The organism is Pararhodobacter zhoushanensis, assembly GCF_003990445.1.
In the GTDB taxonomy this organism is placed as follows: Bacteria; Pseudomonadota; Alphaproteobacteria; order Rhodobacterales; family Rhodobacteraceae; genus Pararhodobacter; species Pararhodobacter zhoushanensis.
The window spans coordinates 287,436-309,784 of sequence record NZ_REEZ01000001.1 but is presented as its reverse complement, the minus strand read 5'-3'; the positions used below and the strand labels follow the sequence as shown (position 1 = coordinate 309,784).

General features: G+C 65.4%; 20 protein-coding genes. 11 read left to right on the top strand and 9 right to left on the bottom strand.

Going from position 1 to position 22,349, the window contains the following annotated elements; genetic code table 11:
- Window positions 1-134: 134 nt before the first annotated feature.
- From EAE28_RS01475 to bcoG, 6 genes are all read right to left on the bottom strand, one after another.
- A complete protein-coding gene (locus EAE28_RS01475) occupies window positions 135-1,448 on the bottom strand; it encodes a 3-deoxy-D-manno-octulosonic acid transferase (RefSeq protein WP_127104046.1) in 1,314 nt (437 codons plus the stop codon).
- A gap of 63 nt (window positions 1,449-1,511) precedes the next feature.
- The gene (locus EAE28_RS01470; protein WP_127104045.1) at window positions 1,512-2,306 is read right to left on the bottom strand and encodes a carnitinyl-CoA dehydratase; all 795 of its coding nucleotides are present in this window, start codon (window positions 2,304-2,306) and stop codon (window positions 1,512-1,514) included.
- Window positions 2,303-4,291, bottom strand: a complete 1,989-nt coding sequence (locus EAE28_RS01465) for an acetate--CoA ligase family protein (RefSeq protein ID WP_127104044.1) — start codon at window positions 4,289-4,291, stop codon at window positions 2,303-2,305. Before EAE28_RS01465 ends, EAE28_RS01470 begins: the two co-directional genes overlap by 4 nt.
- Window positions 4,292-4,611: 320 nt before the next feature.
- Window positions 4,612-5,775: an acyl-CoA dehydrogenase family protein gene (locus EAE28_RS01460; protein ID WP_127104043.1), complete on the bottom strand. Its 1,164-nt coding sequence runs from the start codon at window positions 5,773-5,775 to the stop codon at window positions 4,612-4,614.
- Window positions 5,775-7,235: a carnitine 3-dehydrogenase gene (locus EAE28_RS01455; protein ID WP_127104042.1), complete on the bottom strand. Its 1,461-nt coding sequence runs from the start codon at window positions 7,233-7,235 to the stop codon at window positions 5,775-5,777. The genes EAE28_RS01460 and EAE28_RS01455 overlap by 1 nt, the downstream gene beginning before the upstream one ends.
- A gap of 10 nt (window positions 7,236-7,245) precedes the next feature.
- Window positions 7,246-8,160: a 3-dehydrocarnitine:acetyl-CoA trimethylamine transferase BcoG gene (gene bcoG, locus EAE28_RS01450; protein ID WP_127104041.1), complete on the bottom strand. Its 915-nt coding sequence runs from the start codon at window positions 8,158-8,160 to the stop codon at window positions 7,246-7,248.
- A gap of 69 nt (window positions 8,161-8,229) precedes the next feature.
- Here bcoG and EAE28_RS01445 point away from each other — a divergent pair, with 69 nt between their 5' ends.
- The gene (locus tag EAE28_RS01445) at window positions 8,230-9,201 is read left to right on the top strand and encodes a GlxA family transcriptional regulator (protein ID WP_127104040.1); all 972 of its coding nucleotides are present in this window, start codon (window positions 8,230-8,232) and stop codon (window positions 9,199-9,201) included.
- A gap of 124 nt (window positions 9,202-9,325) precedes the next feature.
- On the opposite strand, the gene tyrS is transcribed toward EAE28_RS01445, so the two are convergent.
- Window positions 9,326-10,576: a tyrosine--tRNA ligase gene (gene tyrS, locus EAE28_RS01440; protein ID WP_127104039.1), complete on the bottom strand. Its 1,251-nt coding sequence runs from the start codon at window positions 10,574-10,576 to the stop codon at window positions 9,326-9,328.
- A gap of 64 nt (window positions 10,577-10,640) precedes the next feature.
- Between tyrS and EAE28_RS01435 the strand changes: the two genes are divergently transcribed.
- Window positions 10,641-11,720 (top strand): anhydro-N-acetylmuramic acid kinase, encoded by a 1,080-nt coding sequence (locus tag EAE28_RS01435; protein ID WP_127104038.1) that lies wholly within the window; start codon window positions 10,641-10,643, stop codon window positions 11,718-11,720.
- A 227-nt stretch (window positions 11,721-11,947) separates the two neighbouring features.
- Here the strand turns inward: EAE28_RS01435 and EAE28_RS01430 are convergent, their stop codons facing one another.
- Window positions 11,948-12,103 (bottom strand): hypothetical protein, encoded by a 156-nt coding sequence (locus tag EAE28_RS01430; protein WP_246022205.1) that lies wholly within the window; start codon window positions 12,101-12,103, stop codon window positions 11,948-11,950.
- Window positions 12,104-12,166: 63 nt separating this feature from the next.
- Between EAE28_RS01430 and EAE28_RS01425 the strand changes: the two genes are divergently transcribed.
- The 6 genes from EAE28_RS01425 (at window position 12,167) to EAE28_RS01400 (ending at window position 18,661) form a co-directional block, all read left to right on the top strand.
- Window positions 12,167-12,673, top strand: a complete 507-nt coding sequence (locus EAE28_RS01425) for a MerR family transcriptional regulator (protein WP_246022201.1) — start codon at window positions 12,167-12,169, stop codon at window positions 12,671-12,673.
- A 57-nt stretch (window positions 12,674-12,730) separates the two neighbouring features.
- A complete protein-coding gene (locus EAE28_RS01420; RefSeq protein WP_127104037.1) occupies window positions 12,731-13,984 on the top strand; it encodes a sarcosine oxidase subunit beta family protein in 1,254 nt (417 codons plus the stop codon).
- A complete protein-coding gene (locus tag EAE28_RS01415) occupies window positions 13,947-14,888 on the top strand; it encodes a hypothetical protein (protein WP_127104036.1) in 942 nt (313 codons plus the stop codon). Before EAE28_RS01420 ends, EAE28_RS01415 begins: the two co-directional genes overlap by 38 nt.
- Window positions 14,889-14,953: 65 nt before the next feature.
- A complete protein-coding gene (locus tag EAE28_RS01410) occupies window positions 14,954-15,214 on the top strand; it encodes a sarcosine oxidase subunit delta (RefSeq protein ID WP_127104035.1) in 261 nt (86 codons plus the stop codon).
- Window positions 15,211-18,138, top strand: coding sequence for a sarcosine oxidase subunit alpha family protein (locus EAE28_RS01405; RefSeq protein ID WP_127104034.1), 2,928 nt, complete (start codon window positions 15,211-15,213; stop codon window positions 18,136-18,138). The genes EAE28_RS01410 and EAE28_RS01405 overlap by 4 nt, the downstream gene beginning before the upstream one ends.
- Window positions 18,131-18,661 (top strand): sarcosine oxidase subunit gamma, encoded by a 531-nt coding sequence (locus EAE28_RS01400; RefSeq protein WP_127104033.1) that lies wholly within the window; start codon window positions 18,131-18,133, stop codon window positions 18,659-18,661. Before EAE28_RS01405 ends, EAE28_RS01400 begins: the two co-directional genes overlap by 8 nt.
- Here EAE28_RS01400 and EAE28_RS01395 read toward each other — a convergent pair.
- On the bottom strand, window positions 18,658-19,431 hold the full coding sequence (locus tag EAE28_RS01395; protein ID WP_127104032.1) for a DeoR/GlpR family DNA-binding transcription regulator: 774 nt from the start codon (window positions 19,429-19,431) through the stop codon (window positions 18,658-18,660). The two genes, EAE28_RS01400 and EAE28_RS01395, sit on opposite strands and share 4 nt — an antisense overlap.
- A gap of 156 nt (window positions 19,432-19,587) precedes the next feature.
- Here EAE28_RS01395 and glpD point away from each other — a divergent pair, with 156 nt between their 5' ends.
- From glpD to EAE28_RS01380, 3 genes are all read left to right on the top strand, one after another.
- Window positions 19,588-21,165, top strand: coding sequence for a glycerol-3-phosphate dehydrogenase (gene glpD / locus EAE28_RS01390; protein WP_127104031.1), 1,578 nt, complete (start codon window positions 19,588-19,590; stop codon window positions 21,163-21,165).
- Window positions 21,166-21,243: 78 nt separating this feature from the next.
- Entirely contained in the window at window positions 21,244-21,756 is a 513-nt protein-coding gene (locus tag EAE28_RS01385) for a peptidylprolyl isomerase (protein ID WP_127104030.1), read from the top strand.
- The gene (locus tag EAE28_RS01380) at window positions 21,743-22,321 is read left to right on the top strand and encodes a peptidylprolyl isomerase (RefSeq protein ID WP_127104029.1); all 579 of its coding nucleotides are present in this window, start codon (window positions 21,743-21,745) and stop codon (window positions 22,319-22,321) included. The genes EAE28_RS01385 and EAE28_RS01380 overlap by 14 nt, the downstream gene beginning before the upstream one ends.
- Window positions 22,322-22,349: the final 28 nt, after the last annotated feature.

Sequence of the window (22,349 nt, the reverse complement as noted above, 5' to 3'; positions counted from 1 at the left end):
AATCTGGGTCGTGTGGCATCGTGAAGGATACGCATGAAATGCGCAATGCTGCGGTCGCGAATGCGTGATCGATGCGCACTCTGTGCACAGAGTCTGTGACCTGGCGCACAGTCAGTCAGCACGACAGGCAGCGCTCAGACCGGTTTCGACTGATCCAGATCCCGGAGCAAATCGTCCATCAGCGCCACCACCATCGTCAGCGGGTGCATGTTCTCGGCGTGAATTCTGGCGGCTCCGGCCAGAAACGGGGCGCGGAAAGCCGGGTCTTGTGCCGCCGTCACAGCCTGTGCCATCTCGACGGCGCTGGCCACTTCAAGCGCGCCGCCTTCGGCGTGCAGGCGCCCGTAGACATGCGCAAAGTCGCCGATCTGCGGGCCGTGCAGCACCATGACCCCCAGCGCGATGGCTTCGAACGGGTTGTGGCCGGTCAACACCATGCCCTCAACAGGCATTGAACTGCCGGTGTAAGCGACCGGCGTCAAACGATACCAAAGGCCCATTTCGCCAATGGTATCAGCGATATAGACCACGGTTTCCGGCGTGATCTGTTCGCCGCGTGACCGCCGGGCGATTGCCGTTGCCGGAAACAGAGCGCGCGCGGCGGCCTCGGTCTTGTCGGCTTCGGCCTTCTGGCGCGGCGCGATCAGCATCAACAGATCCGCCACCTGCGCGACCGCCAAAGCCTGCGCCTGCATCAACAGCGGCTCTTCCGCCGATTTGGTCGACGCCGCCAGCCACACAGGCCGCGTGCCGATCGCCGCCTGCATTGTCGCGCGTTCCTCAAGCTTGTCGGGCAGTGGGTCACTGGCCGCCTTGAGCACACCCATCAGGTGCATTTTCTCTGCCGGTGCGCCCAGATCCTTGAACCGCTCCAGCGAAACCGCGTCCTGCACCAGAATCTGATCGAACATATTCATCAGATAGCCGTTCGTCGCGGCAGCCTTGCGCCGCCGGTTATAACGCCGTTCGGTCACATGGGTGTTGAGCAGCACCATCGGCAGGCCGGCGCGCTTGGCCTGCATCAGCATCACCGGCCACATATCGGCCTCGGCCACGATCAGCGCGTCGGGTTGCCAATGCGCCATGAACCGCCGCACCGCGCCGGGGTAATCGGCGGGGGCATATTGGTGCATCACCCGCTCGGGCAGACCCCGCTGTGCCAGCGCCTGCGCCGAGGCTACGGTGTGCGTGGTCAGCAAAATGCTCAGCTCAGGGTGCGCTTTGGTCAGCCGGTCCAGCAGCGTCACCAGGGATTGCGCCTCACCGACCGAGACGGCGTGGAACCACAGCAGTCGTCCGGTCGGCCGGGGCAGGGTGAAATACCCGCGCTTTTCACTTACGCGCTCCGCGTCCTCACGCCCTTTGCGCTGGCGCAGCCAGAGCACAGTGCGCCAGAACGGGGCCGAGACGGCGGCAAAGCCAAGATACAGGCGCAAAAGCAACGGCATGGAGCAAAGACCCTTTCGCCCGATTGACTAGCGCCCGGGCGGCGGGGTGGCAAGGGTTGCGCCTTAACGCCCGCGCCAGACCGGATCGCGCTTTTCGGTAAAGGCGATCTGCCCTTCCTTGAGATCCTCTGACCCATAGAGCCGGTCGACGGTGGGAAACTTGCGCCCGGTGATCCGGTCCAGTGCTTCCTGAAAACGCATCGCTTCGGCCTCGCGCACGACCTCCTTGATCGCGGCATACACCAGCGGCGGGCCGCTTTCCAACAGCCGCGCCAACTCCCACGCTTTATCAAGCAATTGATCCGGCGCGCAAATCTCGCGGATCAGGCCCCATTGCTTTGCTTCTTGGACGTCAAACCAGCGCCCGGTGAGCAAAAGGTCCATCGCCACATGATAGGGAATGCGCTTGGGCAGCTTGATCGAGGCCGCATCGGCCACCGTGCCCGAGCGGATCTCGGGCAGCGCGAAGCTGGCCGTTTCGGACGCAAGGATCAGATCACAGCTCAGCGCCAGTTCCAGCCCGCCACCACAGCAGATCCCGTTCACCGCAGCAATCACCGGCTTGTTCAGATCGGGGAGCTCCTGCAAGCCGCCGAAGCCACCCACGCCGTAATCCCCGTCCACCGCGTCGCCCCCGGCAGCGGCTTTCAGATCCCAGCCGGGGCAAAAGAACTTGTCACCCTCGGCGCGCAAGATCGCGACACGGAGCGCCTCGTCGTCGCGAAAATCCGCGAAGACGCCCCCCATGATCCGGCTGGTGGCCAGATCAATCGCGTTGGCCTTGGGGCGGTCGAGGGTTACTTCCAGAATGCCCCCCTCGCGGCGGGTTTTGATCGGGCCCGTGGTCAAGTCTTTCATGCATCCCTCCAGATGACGGCATCGGCGGCGACAGCGCCGTTTGTTTTCACGATCAAGGGGTTGACCTCAATCTCGTGCAAGCTGGCGTCGGCCTGCATCATCGCCTGCATGCCCAGAACGGCTGTGATCACAGCCTCGGTATCCGCCCGGGGCCGCCCGCGCCAGCCGTCGAGCAAAGGCCAGAGCTTCAGGCGATGCAACGCTGCGTCAATGTCCGCGTCGGTGACCGGCGCGATCAGCGTCACCGTATCGGCGATCAACTCTGCCGTCACGCCGCCAAGCCCCAGCGTCAGCGTGGCCCCGTAAACCGGATCGCGGCGCAGGCCAATGAGCAGCTCGGCCACGCCGCCCTGGACCATCTCTTCCAACAAGTAACCTTCCGCGCCCGGCATCTCTGCCTCGGTGTACGGGTTGGTTACGCCCAGACGTACCGCCCCGGCCTCGGTTTTGTGTGCAAAGCCAAGGCCTTTCAGAGCGAAGGGCACACACAGGCTCGACGTGTCCAGCGCCGACAGCGTCGCCGCCGTCACCCCCTTGGGCACCGCCACGCCGGCCCTTGCGAGCGCGGCCTTCGCTGCCGCTTCGTCCAGCATCCGCGCGCGACCGGTTGGCGTCACGGACCACGGCCGCCACCCGATCTGTCCGGCAGGGACTTGCAGGGCAGCGAGCGCCTCAAGCGCCGTCTCCAGCCCCATCAACGGCACGACACCTCGGTCGATCATCGCGACTGCACGCGTTTCGTCGAAATTCTCGGGCAGCGAAGCGACCGGAAAAGCCGGTTTCCCCGTCGCCGCCTGCGCCGCTTCAATCGCGGCTATTGCAGGTTCGAAGCTGCACGGGTCGCAGCGGTCTGGTCGGGGCGGATCAATGAGGAAGAGGCCGGCGTCGTAACCGTCAAGCATGGCGGTGAAAACCTCGGTGGTCTTCGGCCCGTCCCCCCAGATGAAAGTATGGTAATCCAACGGGTTGGCGAGCGTCACCAAAGGGCCAAGCACCGCGCCCATGCGGGCCTTTTGTCCCGCGCTTGGTGGCTCGAACGCGATCCCCGCTTTGGCACCCAGATCCGCGACCAGCCCGGCCTCTCCGCCCGAGCAGGACAAAGAGCACAGGCGTGTGCCCAAACCGGGGCCGTGGACGTGCAGGATCTTGAGCGCTTCGATCAGCGCCCCCAAGGTGGAAACCTCGGCAACCCCGGTCTGACGCAGATAGGCAGCGCTCGCGGCACCGCTCCCGGCGAGCGCTGCCGTGTGGCTGGTCGCGGCGGCGCGCGAGGCCTCGGTCTTGCCCGATTTCACCGCAACGATCCCCTTGCCCGCCGCCCGCGCCGCCTCGGCCAGCGCGGCAAAGCCAGCGGTATCGTCGAAGCCCTCAACATAAAGCCCCAGCGCCGTGACCCGTGGGTCCCCCAGTACCGCCGCCGCCAACTCAGCCAGCCCGACCTGAGCGGCATTCCCCAGGCAGGCGACATAGGCCACAGCCAATCCGCGCGCCTGCATGGTGAGGTTGATCACGATATTCGACGACTGGCTGATCAGCGCCACACCGCGCTCAACCCGGCGTCCGCCATGCTGATCGGGCCACAGGAGCGCGCCGTCGAGATAGTTGATGATGCCGTAGCAATTCGGCCCGAGAATCGGCATCGCTCCTGCCGCTGCGACAAGTGCCGCTTGCAGAGCGGCATCGCCGGTTTCTTCCCAACCGCTGGCAAAGCAGATCGCACCGCCAGCGCCCATGGCCGACAGGTCTGCGACCACATCAAGCGTCGCGTGACGGTTCACGCCGACGAAAACGGCATCCGGCGCCTGCGGCAACTCTGCCAGCGACCGCAAGCAGGGAACGCCCGCAATTGCGTCGCGTGTCGGGTGGACCGGCCAGACCGGCCCGTCGAAGCCCATCTTGGCGCATTGCGTGATGACATTCGCCGCCCATCCGGCGCCAAGCACGGCGATGGAGCGCGGTCTGAGCAGGCGCGACAGATCTCTCATCCCCGACACCAGCGCGGATAGGCATCCGGGCAGGGGGGCCGTCTGCCCCCCTCTTGGCCGATGGCCAATTCACCCCCCGAGGATATTTCCGGACAGATGATATCGCGGCGTTGTCGCCCGGTCCCCAGCCAAGGGGACCGGGAAACATCACCTGCCGCGGTCATCGGCATCCCTGCCTGTACCGCCCCGCTATCATAGGGACAAAAAGTAAACATTTCGTTCCATCATCTGTCTGAAAATATCCACGGGGGGTTACCAAAGGGGGGCGCGTGCGTCCTCCTTTGGCGAGGGGGTTCGGGGGGCGAGGAGCCCCCCGATCTTCAGCCGCCGACCGAGCGCAACAGTTCTCGTGAAATGATATGCCTTTGGATTTCGCTGGTGCCTTCCCAGATCCGCTCGACCCGCGCATCGCGCCAGATCCGCTCCAGGGGCAGCTCGTCCATCAGCCCCATGCCACCGTGGATCTGGATCGCTTCGTCGGCAATCATCGCCAGCGCCTCGGTGGCCTTGAGCTTGGCCATCGCCATATCGGCATCGGTCACGCTGCCTTGATCAAATTTCCATCCGGCTTCGAGCGTCAGCAATTGCGCGGCCTTCAGTTCGAGCGCCATGTCGGCCAACTTGAAAGAGACGCCCTGGAATTTGCCAATCTGCTGGCCAAACTGCTTGCGCTCGGCGGCCCAGCTCAGCGCGTGGCCCAGTGCGCGGTCGGCGCGGCCGAGACAGGTGGCAGCGACCTGCAGGCGGGTGGCGCCGAGCCATTGGTTGGCGACATCAAAGCCGTGATGAACCTCCCCCAAGACATTCTCGGCAGGAACGCGGCAGGCATCGAACTCCAGCACCGCGTTGGAATAGCCGCGATGCGAGACGTTGCGGTACCCGTCGCGAACGGTGAATCCCGGCGTGCCCTTGTCGACGAAGAAGGCCGTGATGCGTTTCTTGCGCCCGCGCGCGGTCTCCTCTTCTCCGGTTGCCATGAAGGCGATGGTGAAACCCGCGATATCGGCGTGGCTGATGAAATGCTTGGTGCCGTTGAGCACCCAGTCGCCGCCGTCCTGCCGCGCCGAAGCGGTCATTCCACGCAGATCAGAACCCGCACCGGGTTCCGTCATCGCCAGGCAATCCCAGGTTTCGCCCCGAATGCAGGGCGTGAGGTACTTTTCACGCTGCCCGGGCGTTCCGGCCAGCAGGATGTTGGACGGGCGCGCAACACAGGTCCAATGCAGCGCATAATTCGCCCGGCCGAGCTCTCGCTCGTAGAGCAGCCAGCTGAGCGTATCGAGGCCGGCGCCGCCGATGTCCTCTGGCATGTTCGCCGCGTAAAGCCCTGCGTCCATGGCCTTTTTCTGGATCTCGCGGATCAGCTCAATCGGCAAATGACCCGTCCGCTCGACCAGCGCTTCGTGTGGATATAGTTCGTTTTCGACGAAGGCGCGCGTCGTCTCAACGATCATCCGCTGCTCGTCTGACAGTCCGAAATCCATCAGCTTTTCCTCTGTCCGACATGGCGGCCTGCGGTTTCCGGGCGCGGCAGCGCGGCGTGTGCTTCGGCCAGCGGACGCAGGCGCGCCAGAACCTCGGGCCTGGCCGAGCAGGATTTCCCGGCGGCCATATCGACATGCAGCAGCATTTGCTCGATCGAGGCGACCAGCGTCTCGCCGCGCTCGATACGGATGAAAAGATGCAGCCGTTTGTCGTCCGCCCCCAGCACCTGCACCGAGCCGGTCAGCCGGTCACCGAGCTTGGCTTCGCCCGCATGCATGATGTGGCTTTCGGCGGTATAGTAACTGAAGCCGCCCGCAACATAGTCCATATCGGCGCCGATATGTCGAAGGAAAGCGTCGCAAGTCTCTGACGAAGCGAACAAATATCGGCTTTCGGTCATATGACCGTTGTAATCGATCCAACCCGGCAGCACCTGCATATGGGCCAGCACCAACGGCACTGCGCTGTCAGGCGTCGGGTCCGGTGCGGTCACGCGGCGGCGGGCGTCATGCTCCAGCAGCACCTTTCCCGCGCCCCAGTTGCTGTCTTTCAGCACGCGCAGAAAGCCGATCAGGTTGCGGTCGCGGATGCGTTCCAGCTCGCGGATCGTGTGGTGGCCGGATTGCGCATCAGACTGACCGGCGATCAGATCGACAAGTTCGTCGGTAAATTCAGGCACATCCATCAGCTTGGTCCAGGGCCAGCTCAGGCAGGGGCCGAACTGCGCCATGAAGTGCTTCATGCCCGCCTCGCCCCCGGCGACGCGGTAGGTCTCGAACAGCCCCATTTGTCCCCAGCGCAGGCCAAAGCCCATACGGATGGCTTCGTCGATTTCCTCGGTGGTGGCGACGCCGTCCTTGACCAGCCAGAGCGCCTCGCGCCAGACGGCTTCGAGGAAGCGGTCGGCGATATGGGCGTCGATCTCTTTGCGGATATGCAGCGGGAACATCCCGATCTCGCGCAGGATTTCTTTCGCCTCCTCAATGCGTTGCGGATCGTTCTTTGGCGACGGGACGATCTCGGCCAGTGGGAGCAGATAGACAGGGTTGAACGGATGTGCGACGAAGATCACCGCCGGATTTGCGGAGTTCTCCTGCAATTCCGAGGGCTTGAAGCCGGACGTTGAAGAGCCGAGCAGCGCATCGGGCGCCGCCTGTTGGATATGCGCAAAGACCCGGTGTTTCAGATCCAGCCGTTCGGAAACAGATTCCTGAATATAGTCAGCGCTTTGCACGGCGTCCGTTAGCGTTTCGGCAAATGTCAGACTTCCCTCGGCGGGCATCGGCACATCGGCGAGCGCCGGCAGCGCAGCGCGGGCGTTGGCCAGCACCTCGCCGATCTTGCGCGGCGCTTCCGGGTCGGGGTCGAACACCGCGACGTCCCAGCCCGAAAGCAGGAAGCGTGCGGCCCAACCGCCGCCGATAACGCCCCCGCCGATGATTGCTGCCTTGCGTGCCATATCCGTCCCCTCAGCGTGCCAGCGGCGCGCGTTTTTCCAAGTTCAGCCGGGTGCGCACCTCGGCCGGTGTGATCACACGCGCGCCCATGCCCTCGATCACGCCAACGGCGCGCTTGACCAGTTGCGCGTTGGTCGCCAGCACGCCCTTGTCCAACCACAGGTTGTCCTCGAGCCCGACACGCACATTGCCGCCCGCCAGAACCGAGGCCGCGACATAGGCCATCTGGTTGCGCCCAAGTGCGAATGCGGACCAGTGCCAGTCGGCGGGGACGTTATTCACCATTGCCAGAAAGGTGTTCAGGTCATCCGGCGCACCCCACGGAACGCCCATGCACAGCTGCACCAGAACCGGGTCTTTGATGATGCCCTCGGCAACCAGTTGCTTGGCGAACCAAAGATGCCCAGTATCAAAGGCTTCGATCTCGATCTGCACGCCCGAGGCGGTCATCCGCGCGGCCATGTCGCGCAACATGCCGGGGGTGTTGACCATGACGTAATCGGCCTCGGCGAAGTTCATGGTGCCGCAATCGAGGGTGCAGATTTCCGGGCGGCACTCGACCACATGTGCTACGCGCTCTTCGGCGCCGGCCATGTCCGAGCGTTGCGACATGCGGTTCATCGTCTCGGTGCCGTCGAACAAAAGGTCGCCGCCCATGCCCGCCGTCAGGTTCAGCACCACATCGGTGCCCGAATCGCGGATGCGCTCGGTCACCTCGCGGTAGAGCACCGGATCGCGTGAGGGGGCACCGCTCTCGGGGTCGCGGACGTGACAATGCACCACCGCAGCACCCGCCTTGGCGGCGTCGATGGCGCTGTCGGCGATCTGTTGTGGCGAGCGGGGCACGTGCGGGCTGCGGTCCTGCGTTCCGCCCGAGCCGGTCACGGCACAGGTGATAAAGACCTCACGGTTCATGGTCAGCGGCATGGTAAACTCCCTTGTTGCGGTCAGCGTAACAGGCTTGCGGCGCAAGACTTGGCGATTTACGAAATGGATATGGCCATTCCCGCAACGATTTTTGCCCCCTCGACAGAGCCGCTCGACATCGCGGTGCTGGTTTTGCCGCGCGCCTCGATCCTTGAGGTGGCCTCGGTGCTCGACCCGTTGCGCGCCGCCAACCGGCATTTGGGACGCGAGGGGTTTCGCTGGCGTGTGATCACACCCGACGGCCAACCCGCGCCGCTGACCTGTGGGATTGAGTTGCCGGCGCGCGGAGGCTTGGCGGCAGCGGACGGGGCAGATGTGCTTATCGTCATCGCCGGGTATTCGCAGGCCGAGGTTGTTACGCGGGGGTTGCTGGCCGGGCTACGGCGCGCGGCGGGACGGTTCCGCGCGGTCGGTGGGGTCGATGCGGGGCCTTGGGTGCTGGCGCGGGCGGGGTTGCTGGACGGGCACCGGGCGACGGTTCATTGGGAGGATCTTGAGGATTTTTCTACTGCCTTCCCGGCAGTTGAGGTGGTGCCGGACCGCTTCGTGCTCTCGCGCAACCGCTTTACGGCGGGCGGTGCGGTTCCAGCCGCCGACTTGATGCTGCACCTGATCGGCACACGCTGCGGTGCCGGGGTGGCGGGGAGGGTCGCGGACTCGTTCCTGTTCGAGACCCGCGCCGATGGTGCAAGACCGCAACGGCCCGGGCTGCTGCCCGGTGCGCGTGACCCACGCCTGTCGGCGGCGCTGACGCTGATGAGCCAGCATCTGGACGAGCCGCTGTCGCTGGAGGCTGTGGCGGCGGCGCAGGGCGTCGGCCTGCGGCGGCTGGAGCAGCTGTTTCGCGATGGGTTGGGGCAGGGGCCGGGGGCCGCCTATCTGGAGCTGCGCCTGCAGGCGGCGCGGCGGATGATGGCGGATACGACGCATCCGATTCAGGACATCGCGCTCAGGACTGGCTTTGCCGATCGGTCGAGTTTCTCGCGGGCGTTTCGTCGGCGGTTCGGCGTGGCGCCGAGGGCGGCGCGGGCCGGGCGTTAGGCGAGGGTGAACAGGAAAGGGCGCGAGGATAACTCCTCACGCCCTTCAATTCAGAGACGGAAATCAATTCACTAACAGTAAGTTAATGGCATGGATAAATGACAGACAATTAAATGTCTGTCATTCAATCCAGCGCCACCAGAGCATGCCGCTTGCGGCCCGCCGTCAGTTTCAACGGTTCCGCCAGATCTTCGGCCTTGATCATCAGACCGGCATCCGACAGCGCCTCGTCATTGAGCCTTGCGCCACCCTCGGTGATCAACCGCTTGGCGTCCTTGCCTGACTTGGCCAAGCCTGCGCGCACGAAAAGCTGCGCGATGGACACGCCTTCGGCGGCCTCCTCGGCGCTCAGCACCACACGCGGCAGATCGTCGCCGGTGCCGCCCTGCTCGAACACTGCGCGGGCGGTGGCCTCGGCGGCAGCGGCCGCCTCGGCACCATGGCACAGGGCCGTCACTTCATTCGCCAGGATCACCTTGGCCGCGTTGACCTCGGACCCCTCAAGCGCACCCAGACGGTCGCACTCGTCCACCGGCAATTCGGTGTAGAGCTTGAGGAACCGTCCGACATCGGCGTCGGTAGTGTTGCGCCAGAACTGCCAGAACTCGTAGGGCGACAGCATGTCACCGTTAAGCCAGACCGCGCCGCCTTGGCTTTTGCCCATTTTGCGGCCGTCCGAGGTTGTCAGAAGCGGCGTCGTCAGGCCAAAGATCTGCGCATCCTGAACCCGACGGGTCAGGTCGATGCCGTTGACGATATTGCCCCATTGGTCCGAGCCGCCCATCTGCAACAAGCAGCCGTAGCGGCGGTGGATTTCAAGGAAGTCATAAGCTTGCAGGATCATGTAGTTGAATTCGAGGAAGCTGAGCGACTGCTCGCGGTCGATCCGCGACTTCACGCTTTCAAAGGACAACATCCGGTTGACGCTGAAATGCCGCCCGATATCGCGCAGGAATTCCAAGTAGTTCAGGTGATCCAGCCATTCTGCATTGTTCAGCATGATCGCGTCGGCAGGCGCGTCGCCATAGTCGAGATACTTGGCGAATACTTGCTTCATGCTGGCGATATTGGCGTCGATGGCTTCAGTGGTCAGCAGCGGGCGCTCATCGGCGCGAAACGACGGGTCACCCACTTTGGTGGTGCCGCCGCCCATCAAGGTGATCGGCTTGTGCCCGGTCTTTTGCAGCCAGCGCAGCAGCATGATGTTCAGCAGATGGCCGACATGCAGCGACTGTGCTGTCGCGTCGTAGCCGATATAGGCTGGCACCACACCGGCCATCAGCCGGTCATCGAGGGTCTGCAAATCGGTGCAATCGGCCAGAAAGCCGCGCTCGATGATGATACGCAGAAATTCGGATTTGGGTTGGTGGCTCATTTCGCTTGTCCTCGGCGCGCGGGTCGGGCTGTCTATAGCGCGAAGGCCGCACGAAGGGAAAGCCATGTTGAAAGCCGGAGTGCAACGCGTGCTGGGCACGATGTCGGGAACCTCGCTGGACGGGGTGGATGCGGCGGTGCTGCTGACCGACGGGGTCGAGATCGCGGGGTTCGGCGAAAGTGCCTACCGGGCCTACACCGCGCCGGAGCGCGCAGTGCTGCGCGCGGCGCTGGGGTGCTGGCCGGGGGATCCGCGGGTCGAGGCCGCGGCCGAGGTAGTCGAGACGGCGCATGCCGAGCTGCTCGCGGGCTTTGAGGCCGTCGATATGGTGGGCTTTCATGGCCAGACGCTGGCGCATGAGCCGGGCGGGCGCGGCACGCATCAGGCGGGCTCGGGGCAGGTGCTGGCGCAGGTGCTGGGCTGGCCGGTGGTCTGGGATTTCCGCTCGTCCGATGTGCGGCTGGGCGGGCAGGGCGCGCCGCTTGCGCCGTTCTATCACCACGCGCTCGCCCGGTATCTGGGCCTGCGCGCGCCGGTGGTGTTTCTCAACATCGGGGGGGTGGCGAATGTGACCTGGGTGGACCCGACGGTCGTTGCGCCGGAACAGGGCTGCGTGGCCTTTGACTGCGGGCCGGGGAACGCACCGATGGATGACTATTGCGCGCAGCATCTGGGCGTGGCGCGCGATGAGGACGGCGCATTGGCTGCGCAGGGGACGCCGCAAGGCGCGCTGCTGGACCGTTTCGCCGAGCACGGTTTCTTCCGGCGTATCCCGCCCAAATCGCTGGACCGTGCAGCGCCTGTCCCCGATGTGTCGGGCCTCAGCGCCCAGGACGCGCTCGCAACCCTCGCCGCTGCCTGCGCGACCGGGGTGGCGCTGGCGTTCGAGCATTTCCCGAAAGCACCGGAGAAAGTGCTGGTCTGCGGCGGCGGGCGGCACAACGCGACGCTGATGGCGATGATCGCGGCGGGCTGTGATTGTCCGGTCATGGCGATTGAGGCTGTCAATCTGGACGGCGACATGATCGAGGCGCAGGCTTTCGCCTTTCTTGCCGCACGCGTGGCGCGGGGGCTGCCGACCTCGGGGCCGATGACGACCGGTGTGGCTGCGCCCGTTGGCGGCGGGATACTGAGCAAGCCTTAGCCGATAGCGCAACAGAAAGGGGGGCCGTCTGCCCCCCTCTTCGGCTAAAGCCGAATTCACCCCCCGAGGATATTTTCAGACAGAAAATGCGCGGTTAACGGAATGTTAACGCCCCTATTTTCTGTCTTTAAATATCCCGGGGGCGGGCCGGTACGGCCCGGCGGGGGCAGCGCCCCCGGACGGGGCTCGGCCCCCTCGAAGGGGGGCCGAGCCCCGCACCTGCCGGCTCAATGCCCGTGCGCGATCTCGTGGCCGGCGCGGCGCAGGATTTGCACTGACGAAGACAGAAACAGCCCAGCCATCCCGACCGCGACCACCAGATCCGGCCAGCCCGAGTTCAGCGTGGTTACCGCGACCGCCGCCCGAGGCACCGTCGAAATCATGGGAATGGTCGTGGGGCATTCTCTTTCTTCCAGCTTCTCGGGGCCTGAGTCGCGGCCTGGGTCTTGCGGAACATCTCAAGTCGCTGGAGGAGCAAGGAGGAATTTTTTATCGCTGACCACACCATCGGCGAGGCCGCGCGCGTCAGCGGCATCAAGGTTAACACCATCCGGTTCCACGAGGGGCGCGGGCTGCTGCCCGAAGCCCCCCGCACCGAGGGCAACCGCCGCCTGTACGACCGCACCGCCATCGACCGGCTCAGTTTCATCCGCCACGCCCGCGATCTGGGTTTTGCGCTTGAGGACATCGCCGAGCTGCTCGCCCCGCAGGGTCAGCCCGGGGCCTCGTGCGCCCCTGCTGATTCCCTTGCGCGTCGTCACCTTGCCGCGGTCGAGGCGCGCATCAGGGCGCTGGAAGCGCTCAAGGCCACGCTGACCCAAATGGCCACCGCCTGCGACGGTGCGTATATTGCCCAGTGTCAGGTCATCGAGAGCCTGTCGGGTCACGCCCATTGCCAGAGTGATCACCGACTGGGGCGCGAGGCCGCAATCGGAGCGCAAGCGTCGGATTGAGGCTTGTCTTCGCGCTCTGGACAGGGTTGTCTGGAGCCTGAGACAAGGGGTTCGGTGATGCGCTACAGCGGTTTTCGCGTCTTTACGCAGGGTCTGTCCGGTAACCGGGGCTGGCGGCCTGCCTGGCGGCGGCCGGAGCCGAAACCGGCCTATGATATCATCATCATCGGCGGTGGCGGGCACGGGCTGTCGACGGCGTATTATCTGGCCAAGAAGCACGGGCTGAAGAACATCGCCGTGCTGGAAAAGGGCTATCTGGGCAGTGGCAACATTGGCCGCAACACGACGATTGTGCGCGCCAATTACTTCCTGCCCGGCAACAGCGAATTCTACAGCCATTCCCTGAAGCTGTGGGAAGGGCTGGAGGGAGAGCTGAACTATAATGTCATGCATTCGCAGCGTGGGTTGATCAACCTGTTCCATTCGGACGGCCAGCGCGACGCTTTCGCGCGGCGGGGCAATGCGATGCTGGCGCAGGGCGATGACGCGATCCTGCTCGACCGCGAGGGGGTGCGCGAAAAGCTGCCCTATCTGGACTTCGAGCAGACGCGCTATCCGATCTACGGCGGGCTTTACCACCCGCGCGGCGGCTCGGCCCGGCATGATGCCGTCGCATGGGGCTATGCGCGCGGGGCGGATCAGTTGGGCGTCGATCTGATCCAGAACTGCGAAGTGACCGGCATCGACATCGAGAACGGCAAAGTCACCGGCGTGCAGACCACGCGCGGCGCGATCAAGGCCAAGAAGGTGGCGATGGTTGCCGCAGGGCGGTCCAGTCAGGTGGCGGCGATGGCGGGCATGCGCCTGCCGATCGAGAGCCATGTGTTGCAGGCCTTTGTGACCGAAGGCCTCAAGCCCGTCATCGACCACGTTGTCAGCTTCGGCATGGGGCATTTCTATATCAGCCAGTCCGACAAGGGCGGTCTCGTCTTTGGCGGCGATCTGGATTTTTACGCCTCCTACGCCGCGCGGGGCAATCTGCCGATGGTCGAGCATGTGATGGAGGCCGGCATGACCCTGATGCCGATGATCGGGCGCGCCAGGGTTCTGCGCTCGTGGGGCGGGATCATGGACATGTCGCCCGATGGGTCGCCGATCATCGACAAGACGCATATCGACGGGCTCTACGTCAATTGTGGCTGGAATTACGGGGGGTTCAAGGCGGTGCCTGCCTCAGGCTGGTGCCTTGCGCATCTCATGGCAACCGACGCACCGCATCCGGTGGCGGCAAGGTTCAGGCTGGACCGGTTCCGCACCGGCAGGGGATTGATGGATGAAGAAGGCACAGGCTCGCAGCACAACCTGCATTGAGCGGGCGCTGGCCACCGGGGTTGCCCTGATGCTGGCCGGAACCGCCATTGCCCAGGCGCCCCAACAGGGGTGCTTTGTGCGCAGCTATGATGCGGCGCATCTGCAGGCGCATCCCGAGCATGGCGTGGCGGCGCTGCGCCTGTGGTTTTATTCCGAGACCAACGACCGCCCGTCGCCCGCCGCGATCATCGAGGCGCAGATGGCCGATCAGGGGCAGGGCGCACGCGACGGGGTAGGTGGTCAGACGCTGACGCAGGACGCGCTGTGCGAGGCGTCGGGGGATTGTTTCGTCGAATGCGACGGCGGGCATTTCGAGGCGCAAAGCCTTGCGGACGGCCGGGTGCAGATCGAGACGTCTTCGTTTGCCATCGGTGACGCGGATTCCTGCGGCGGCAGCTCGGATCTGGCCGAACAAAGCGGTACGCCGACAACCTATGTGCTGAACCCGGCCCCGACCGCCGCCTGCGAAACCCTTGCCCAGATCCACCCGCTGCCCGGTCCCGGCTGCTATGGCATCGACTATTCCGACCGGGGCCATGGGCAGGGCCTGCTGGCGCTGCGCCTGCTCTTGCGCGCGCCGCAGCCCGGTTTCACCTATCCGGTGGCCGAAGGCAGCATTGCCGTGCGCCTGCCCGATGCCGCGCGCGCCCGTGAGGCTGGACTGGCCGGGGTCAGGGTTTCTTTGCCGGTGGTCTGCTCGGCGCGCGACGGCGCGTGTCACTCAAGCCCCGGTGACGGATCGCTGGCTGTGGTGCCCATGGGGCAGGGGCTGGCGCTGTCGACGGCGCGGTTTCTGGTGTACGGGCCCGACTCGGAAACCTTCGACATCGCCGACCCAACGCAAGAACGCACGCGCCACCAGCTGCGGCTGATGCCCGATGATGCGTGCCGGGGGATGGAATGAGCCCCTCTCCCACGATCCCCAAACACGTAAGGCCCGCCCCATCGCGCGGCCTGCAGGAGTAACCCATGCGCATCCCCTGTCCCTGTTGCGGCCCGCGTGACCGGCGTGAGTTCACCTATTACGGTGCCTCCGACTATCTTGACCGTCCCGCCGAGGGCGCGGACCTTGAGGCATGGGACAACTACCTGCATCTACGCGACAACCCCGCCGGGGTAACGCGTGATCTGTGGTATCATGACCCCTGTCAGGCGTGGCTGGAAGTGACGCGCAACACCGTCACGCATGAGATCCTGTCGGCGCATCCCGTCAGCGAGGTGTCGGCATGACCAACGCGCACCGCATCCCCGGCAAGGGCCTGCTCATCGACCGGTCGCGCCCGGTGCGCTTTGCCTTCGACGGGCGCGAGGTCGAGGGGTTTCAGGGCGACACCCTGGCCTCGGCGCTCTTGGCCAACGGGACGCGCCTCATGGGGCGCAGCTTCAAGTACCACCGCCCGCGCGGCGCGATGACGGCGGGCAGCGAAGATCCGTCCTCGCTGGTGGAAATCCTTGACGGCGCACAACAAACGCCCAATGTCCGCGCGACCGTGCAAGAGATTTACGAGGGGATGCAGGCGCGCAGCCAGAACCATGTCGGCCCGCTGAATTTCGACCTGCTGGCGTTGAATGACCTGCTCGCGCCCTTCTTCAGCGCCGGGTTCTATTACAAGACTTTCATGTGGCCGCGCGCCTTCTGGGAAAAGCTCTACGAGCCGCTGATCCGCCGCGCCGCCGGGCTGGGGCGGTTGTCAGGGCTGCACGACGAGAGCATCTATGAAAAGGCCTGGGCGCATTGCGATCTGTTGGTGATCGGTGCCGGGCCTGCCGGGCTGATGGCCGCGCTGAGTGCCGCACGGGCTGGGGCGGATGTGATCGTTGTGGAAGAGGACGTGCGCCTTGGCGGCCGTCTGCTGGCCGATCAGCCGATGGTCGGCGGCATGGCCGGGCCGGTCTGGGCCGAGTGGGCGGCGGATGAACTCGCGTCCCTGCCCAACGTCCGGGTGATGACCCGCACCACCGTGACCGGCGCGTATGACGACGGCACCTATGGCGCTTTGGAACGCGTAGGCCTGCACCGCGCGCCGTCGGACACGCTGCCGCGCGAGTGTTTCTGGCGCATCGTCGCCAAGCGCGCGATCCTGACCACGGGCGCGCTGGAGCGTCCGATTGCTCACCCCGATAACGACCGGCCCGGTGTCATGCTGGCCTCGGGCGTCACGGCGCATCTGGCAAAATGGGGGGTGAATCCGGGCCGCGTGGTGGTGTTCTCGAACAACGATTCCGGGCTGCAGACTGCGCGCAACCTCACCGCGCAAGGCGTTGAAATTGCCGCCTATGTCGATCCACGTCCCGTATCGGTGCTTGAGGACTTCCCGGTCTACGCGAACGCGCAGGTCACCGGCACGCGCGGCCGTCTGGGCCTGCGCGACGTGGCGATCCGTCACGCGGGCGGCACCTCGATGATCGAGGCGCGCACGCTGGCGCTGGCCGGGGGCTGGAACCCGACGCTGCATCTGGCCTGCCACCGCAACGGGCGGCCAACGTGGGATGATAGCATCGCCGCCTTTGTGCCAACACCGGGCATGGTGCCGGGCCTGAGCGTCGCCGGGGCCGCGCGAGGCCGCTTCTCGACCGCCGCCTGTCTGGCTGACGGCGCTGCTGTTGCCGCCGAGGCACTCAGCGATCTGGGTCTGACCGCACGCCCCGCCGACGTGCCCGACGCCGAGGATACACCCTACGCCATCGCCCCCTTCTGGGCGGTCGAGGCGGGCGGGCGCGCGTGGCTCGATTTCGCCAATGACGTGACCACCAAGGACGTGAAACTGGCCGCGCAGGAAGGCTATTCCAGCGTCGAGCACATGAAACGCTACACGACGCAGGGCATGGCGCCGGATCAGGGGAAATCGTCGAACGTCGCAGCACTTGCAGTGCTGGCCGAGGCGACCGGACAGGGCATCCCCGCCACCGGCACCACCACCTATCGCCCGCCCTATGTGCCGATCTCGATTGCGGCGCTGGGGGCCGGGGGCCGGGCCGAGGGCTTCGCGCCCCAGCGCTTGCTGACCTCGGACGCGCAGACCCGCAGCATGGGTGCGCCGATGATCGAGGCGGGGCTGTGGTATCGCCCCAGCTATTTCCCGCAAGGTGGCGAGACCTCATGGCGCGCCGCCTGCGACCGGGAGGTCGGGCAAGTGCGCAACGCGGTCGGGGTCTGCGATGTCTCGACCCTGGGCAAGATAGACGTACAAGGCCCTGACGCCGCACGTTTTCTCGATTTCATCTATACCAACACCATGTCCACCTTGCCGCTGGGCCGCGTCCGCTATGGCCTGATGCTGCGCGAGGACGGGTTTGTCATGGATGACGGCACCTGCGCGCGCATCGGCGATCAGCAGTTTGTGGTGACAACCACCACTGCCGGGGCCGGTCAGGTGATGCGGCACATGGATTTCATCCATCAGGCTTTTTGCGCGGGATGGGACGTGCGCATGGTCTCGGTCACCGAAGGTTGGGCGCAATTCGCTGTTGCCGGGCCCAAGGCGCGCGATCTGCTCGCGGCATTGGGCATCACGGCCGATCTGCCGTTCATGGGTTGCGCCGACATCGCGCTGGGCGGTGTGCAGGCGCGGCTGTTCCGCATCTCGTTCTCGGGCGAGGAGGGGTACGAGATCGCCGTGCCCACACGCTACGGTGCCGCACTGTTTGCGCAGTTGGTCAGTGCCGCCGAAGCCTTGGGCGGCTGCGCTTACGGGATGGAGGCGCTCAACGTCCTGCGCGTCGAAAAGGGCTTTATCACCCACGCCGAAATCCACGGTCGGGTGACCGCCGGGGATGTGGGGCTGGGCAAGATGGTGTCCGCCAAGAAGGACTGTATCGGCAAGGGCGCCAGCCTGCGGCCCGGTCTTGTCGAAGAGGGGCGCGAGCAGCTGGTCGGGCTGATGCCGGTCAATCAGGGCGAAGTGCTCAGCGCCGGGGCGCATTTGTACAACGAAAGTGACCCTGCGAAACGCGAGCATAATCAGGGCTATGTCACCTCGGTCGCGCCCTCGCCGACGCTGGGGTGCTGGCTGGGCATCGGTTTTCTGAAGAACGGTCGGGCACGGCATGGCGAGGTGATCCGCCTCGTCGACGGGTTGCGCGGGTTGTCGGTGCTGGTCGAGGTCTGCAATCCGGTGTTTTTTGATCCTGACGGAGGACGGATGCGTGGCTGATCTGATCTCTCAACCGGCCCTGACGGGCCTGCCTGTCACCTTGGGGCGCGCCACAGTGGCGGCGCTGGATCCCGGCCGCGTCACCTCGATCGCGCCCTATCCGGGCCGTGATCTGTCCACAGCACTTGCCCCATTGCGCTTTCCGGCCCCCGGTGAGGTGGTCAGCAACGGCAGCATCCGTCTGGTCTGGGCCGGGCGCGAGATGGCGTTCCTGCTGGGTGCGCCCGCGCCGGATCTGACCGGGCTGGCGGCGGTCACGGATCAAAGCGACGGGTGGGTCTGGGTCTCCCTTGAGGGTGACGATGCCGCCGCTGTGCTGGCCCGGCTCTCCCCGCTGGACCTGCGCCCCGCCAGCTTCGCTCCCGGAACTGCCGCGCGCTCGACGCTCAACCATCTGCCCGCGCTGATCATCCGCACCAGCGAGACGCGTTTCGAGCTGGCCAGTTTCCGCTCCATGGCTGGCACACTCAAAGAAGAGCTCCACCACGCGATGCAGGCCGTCGCCGCCCGGGCTGCGCTTTAGACCGCCTCGGCGGGCGCGGTAACCACCCGTGTTTGCCACTGCGCGCAGCGCGCCATCAGCGGCGCGGGCAGGGGCTGGTCAGTGAACACGCTGTCCAGCACCGCCAGCGAATCGATCCGTGCCGGGGCGGTGCGGCTCAACTTGCTTTCATCGGTCACCAGCCACGCCTTGCGCGCCTGCGCGATCAGCGTGCGGCTGACACCGACCTCATGGATGTCGTAGTCGAGCATGTCGCCCGCGGCATCCAGAGCCGAGCAGCCGATCACGGCGATATCCACCTTGAACTGCCGGATCGCGGCTTCGGTCAGGGGCCCGGTCAGGCCGCCATCCGACCGGCGCAGCGTGCCGCCCGTGACGATCACCTGACATTGCGGGTTCTCCGCCAGGATATTGGCGACGTTCATGTTATTCGTCACCACCATCAGCCCGGCATGGCGGCGCAGTTCGCGCGCGACGGCCTCGGTCGTGGTGCCGATGGCAAGGAAGATCGACGCGCCCTCGGGGATCTCGTCGGCGCAGGCGCGGGCAATGGCGCGCTTTTCTTCGGCATGCAGCGCCGCGCGCTCCTGATAGCCGATATTCACCGTGCCCGAGCGCAGGATCGCGCCGCCATGCACGCGCTCCAGTTTGCCGGCATCGTCCAGCTCGGCCAGATCGCGGCGGATGGTTTGCGCCGTGACGCCAAAATGCTGCGCCAGCTCGTCCACCGTCACGCGCCCCTCGCTGCGGGCGCGTTCAAGGATCTCTGGCAAACGAAAACCCTGGGCCATGATTCGGCTCCTTTTGGCGCGATTTTCGGCGTTGGGCGCGCCGGTGGCAAGCAAGAGTGCGCGTTTCCGCGCTAACTTCCCCATCGTTCCTTGAGAAAATCGTTACAAAGCGCATATATTCGCGTGAAAACGAAAACCTTCGCGCACAGGCACCCCATGATTCGCTCCCAGACTCCGTCCGACAGCCCCGATGTGCTGGACCTCGTCGTCATTGGCGGGGGGATTAACGGCTGCGGCATCGCGCGCGACGCGGCGGGGCGGGGTCTCAGCGTCCTGCTGGCCGAGCAGGGGGATCTGGCGGGCGCAACCTCGTCGGCGTCGACCAAGCTGTTCCACGGCGGGCTGCGGTATCTGGAGTATTTCGAGTTCCGTCTGGTGCGCGAGGCACTGATCGAGCGCGAGGTGCTGTTGCGCGCCATGCCCCATATCGCCTGGCCGATGCGCTTTGTGCTGCCGTATCACAAGGCGATGCGCTTTGACGCCGAAACGCCGACCTCGCGCCTGCTGGGTTGGGTAATGCCCTGGATGAAGGGCCGCCGCCCGGCGTGGCTGATCCGGCTGGGGCTGTTCCTGTATGACCATCTGGGCGGTCGCAAGATCCTGCCGGGCACGGAAAAGCTGGACCTGCAGCACGTGCCCGAGGGCGGTCCGCTTAAGGAAATCTTCAGGACTGCCTATGAATACTCGGATTGCTGGGTGCAGGATTCGCGGCTGGTGGCCTTAAACGCGCGCGATGCGGCTGCGCGCGGGGTTGAGGTGCTGACGCGGACCAAAGTGACAGAAGCACGGGTAGAGGAGGGGGTCTGGACCGTTACGCTTAGCACTGGCCGCACAGTGAAAGCCCGCGCGCTGGTCAATGCTGCCGGACCGTGGGCCGGGGATGTGATCAAGGGTGTCATGCACCGTAACACCAAGGACCATGTCCGCCTGGTGCGCGGCTCGCATATCGTGACGGCCAAGTTGTTCGACCATGACAAGGCGTATTTCTTTCAGGGCAAGGACGGGCGCATCATCTTTGCGATCCCGTATGAGCAGGAGTTCACGCTGATCGGCACCACCGACGCCGAGCATTCCGACCCCGACGTCAAACCCCGCTGCACCGAGGAAGAGCGCGATTATCTCTGCGCCTTTGCCTCGGAGTACTTCAAGCGACCGGTCTCGCCTGAGGATGTCGTCTGGACTTATTCCGGCGTCCGCCCGCTTTATGACGATGGCGCGCGCAGTGCCACGGCAGCGACGCGGGACTATGTGCTGGTGCTCGACACCGGGGCCGGTGCGCCGGTGCTTAACGTCTTTGGTGGCAAGATCACCACCTATCGGCGGCTGGCGGAATCGGCGCTTGAGAAGCTGGGCGCGCATCTGCCGATGTCGGGCGACTGGACGGCGGGCGTGCCGCTGCCGGGCGGGGATTTCCCGGTCGACGGCGTGGCCGACCTGATCGCCGATCTGCGCGCGCGGCATCTGTTTCTGACCGCGCCCTGGGCGAAACGTCTGGTGCGCAGCTACGGGACCGAGGCGGCAGAGCTGTTGCACGGCGCTGAAAACGCCGCGGATCTGGGCGAGGATTTCGGCGCCACGCTCACCGCGCGCGAGGTGGACTGGCTGATCGCCAAGGAATGGGCGCGCAGCGCTGAAGACATCCTGTGGCGGCGCACCAAACTGGGTTTGCACCTGGACGAAGGCCAGGTTGCCCTGCTGGAAGCCTATGTCAGCGCGCATCTCGCTGTGTCTTGACGCGATTTTCACGGTCATAACCGTTTCCCTTGGCCGAAACCCGCGCTAGGGTGCGCGCAAATCGCAAAGGAGACCGGCATGGCCGAGTACAAGGACCCCGAGAACACCATCCTGATGGAGCTGAAGACCGGCACCGTCGTGATCGAGCTGCTGCCGGAAATCGCCCCCAAGCACGCCGAGCGGATGAAGGAACTGGCGCGCGCCGGGGCCTATGACAACGTGGTTTTCCACCGCGTTATCGACGGCTTCATGGCCCAGACCGGCGACGTCGCCAATGGTAATGCCGAGAAAGACTTCAACCTGCGCCGCGCTGGCACGGGTGCGTCCGAGCTGCCGGATCTGCCGGCGGAATTCTCGGGCATCCCGCATGACCGCGGCACGCTGGGCGCCGCGCGCTCGCAGAACCCGAACTCGGCCAACAGCCAGTTCTTCATCAACTTCAAGGACAACCATTTCCTGAACCGCCAGTACACGGTCTATGGCCGCGTCGTGTCGGGGATGGAGCATGTGGACCAGATCGTGCGCGGCGAGCCGCCTGCGACCCCCGACCGCATGATCAGCGTGAAAGTGGCCGCCGATGCTGCGTCGTAATCTGCTGGCTGCGGCAGCCCTTGCGCTGCTGCCCTTCGGCGCTCTGGCGAGCGATGCGCCCGCCGACGCGCCGCAACTGGTGATCGAAGTCGCGGGCCAGGCCAACGGCACGATTCGCATCGCGCTGCGCCCCGATCTGGCGCCGCTGCATGTCGAGCGGGTGATGGCGCTGGCCGAAGAGGGGGCTTACGATGGCGTCGTCTTTCACCGCGTGATCGACGGCTTCATGGCGCAGACCGGCGATGTGCAGTTCGGTCGCGCCGGTGCGGATACCGCGCGCGCGGGCATGGGCGGCTCGGAGCTGCCCGACCTGCCCGCCGAGTTCAGCGATGAGCCCTTTGAGGCTGGTGTGATGGGCATGGCCCGCTCGCGCAGCCCCAACTCGGCCAACAGCCAGTTCTTCCTGATGTTCGACGCGGCCCCGCATCTTAACGGTCAATACACCGTTCTGGGGCAGGTTATCGAAGGCATGGATGTCCTCGACGCGATCAAGCGCGGCGAAGGCCCGAACGGCGCCATGATCGGCGCGCCGGACGTGATGGTCTCGGTCAGCGTCGTCCCCTAAGGCGGCGGTCAGCATCATGGGGCAGGGC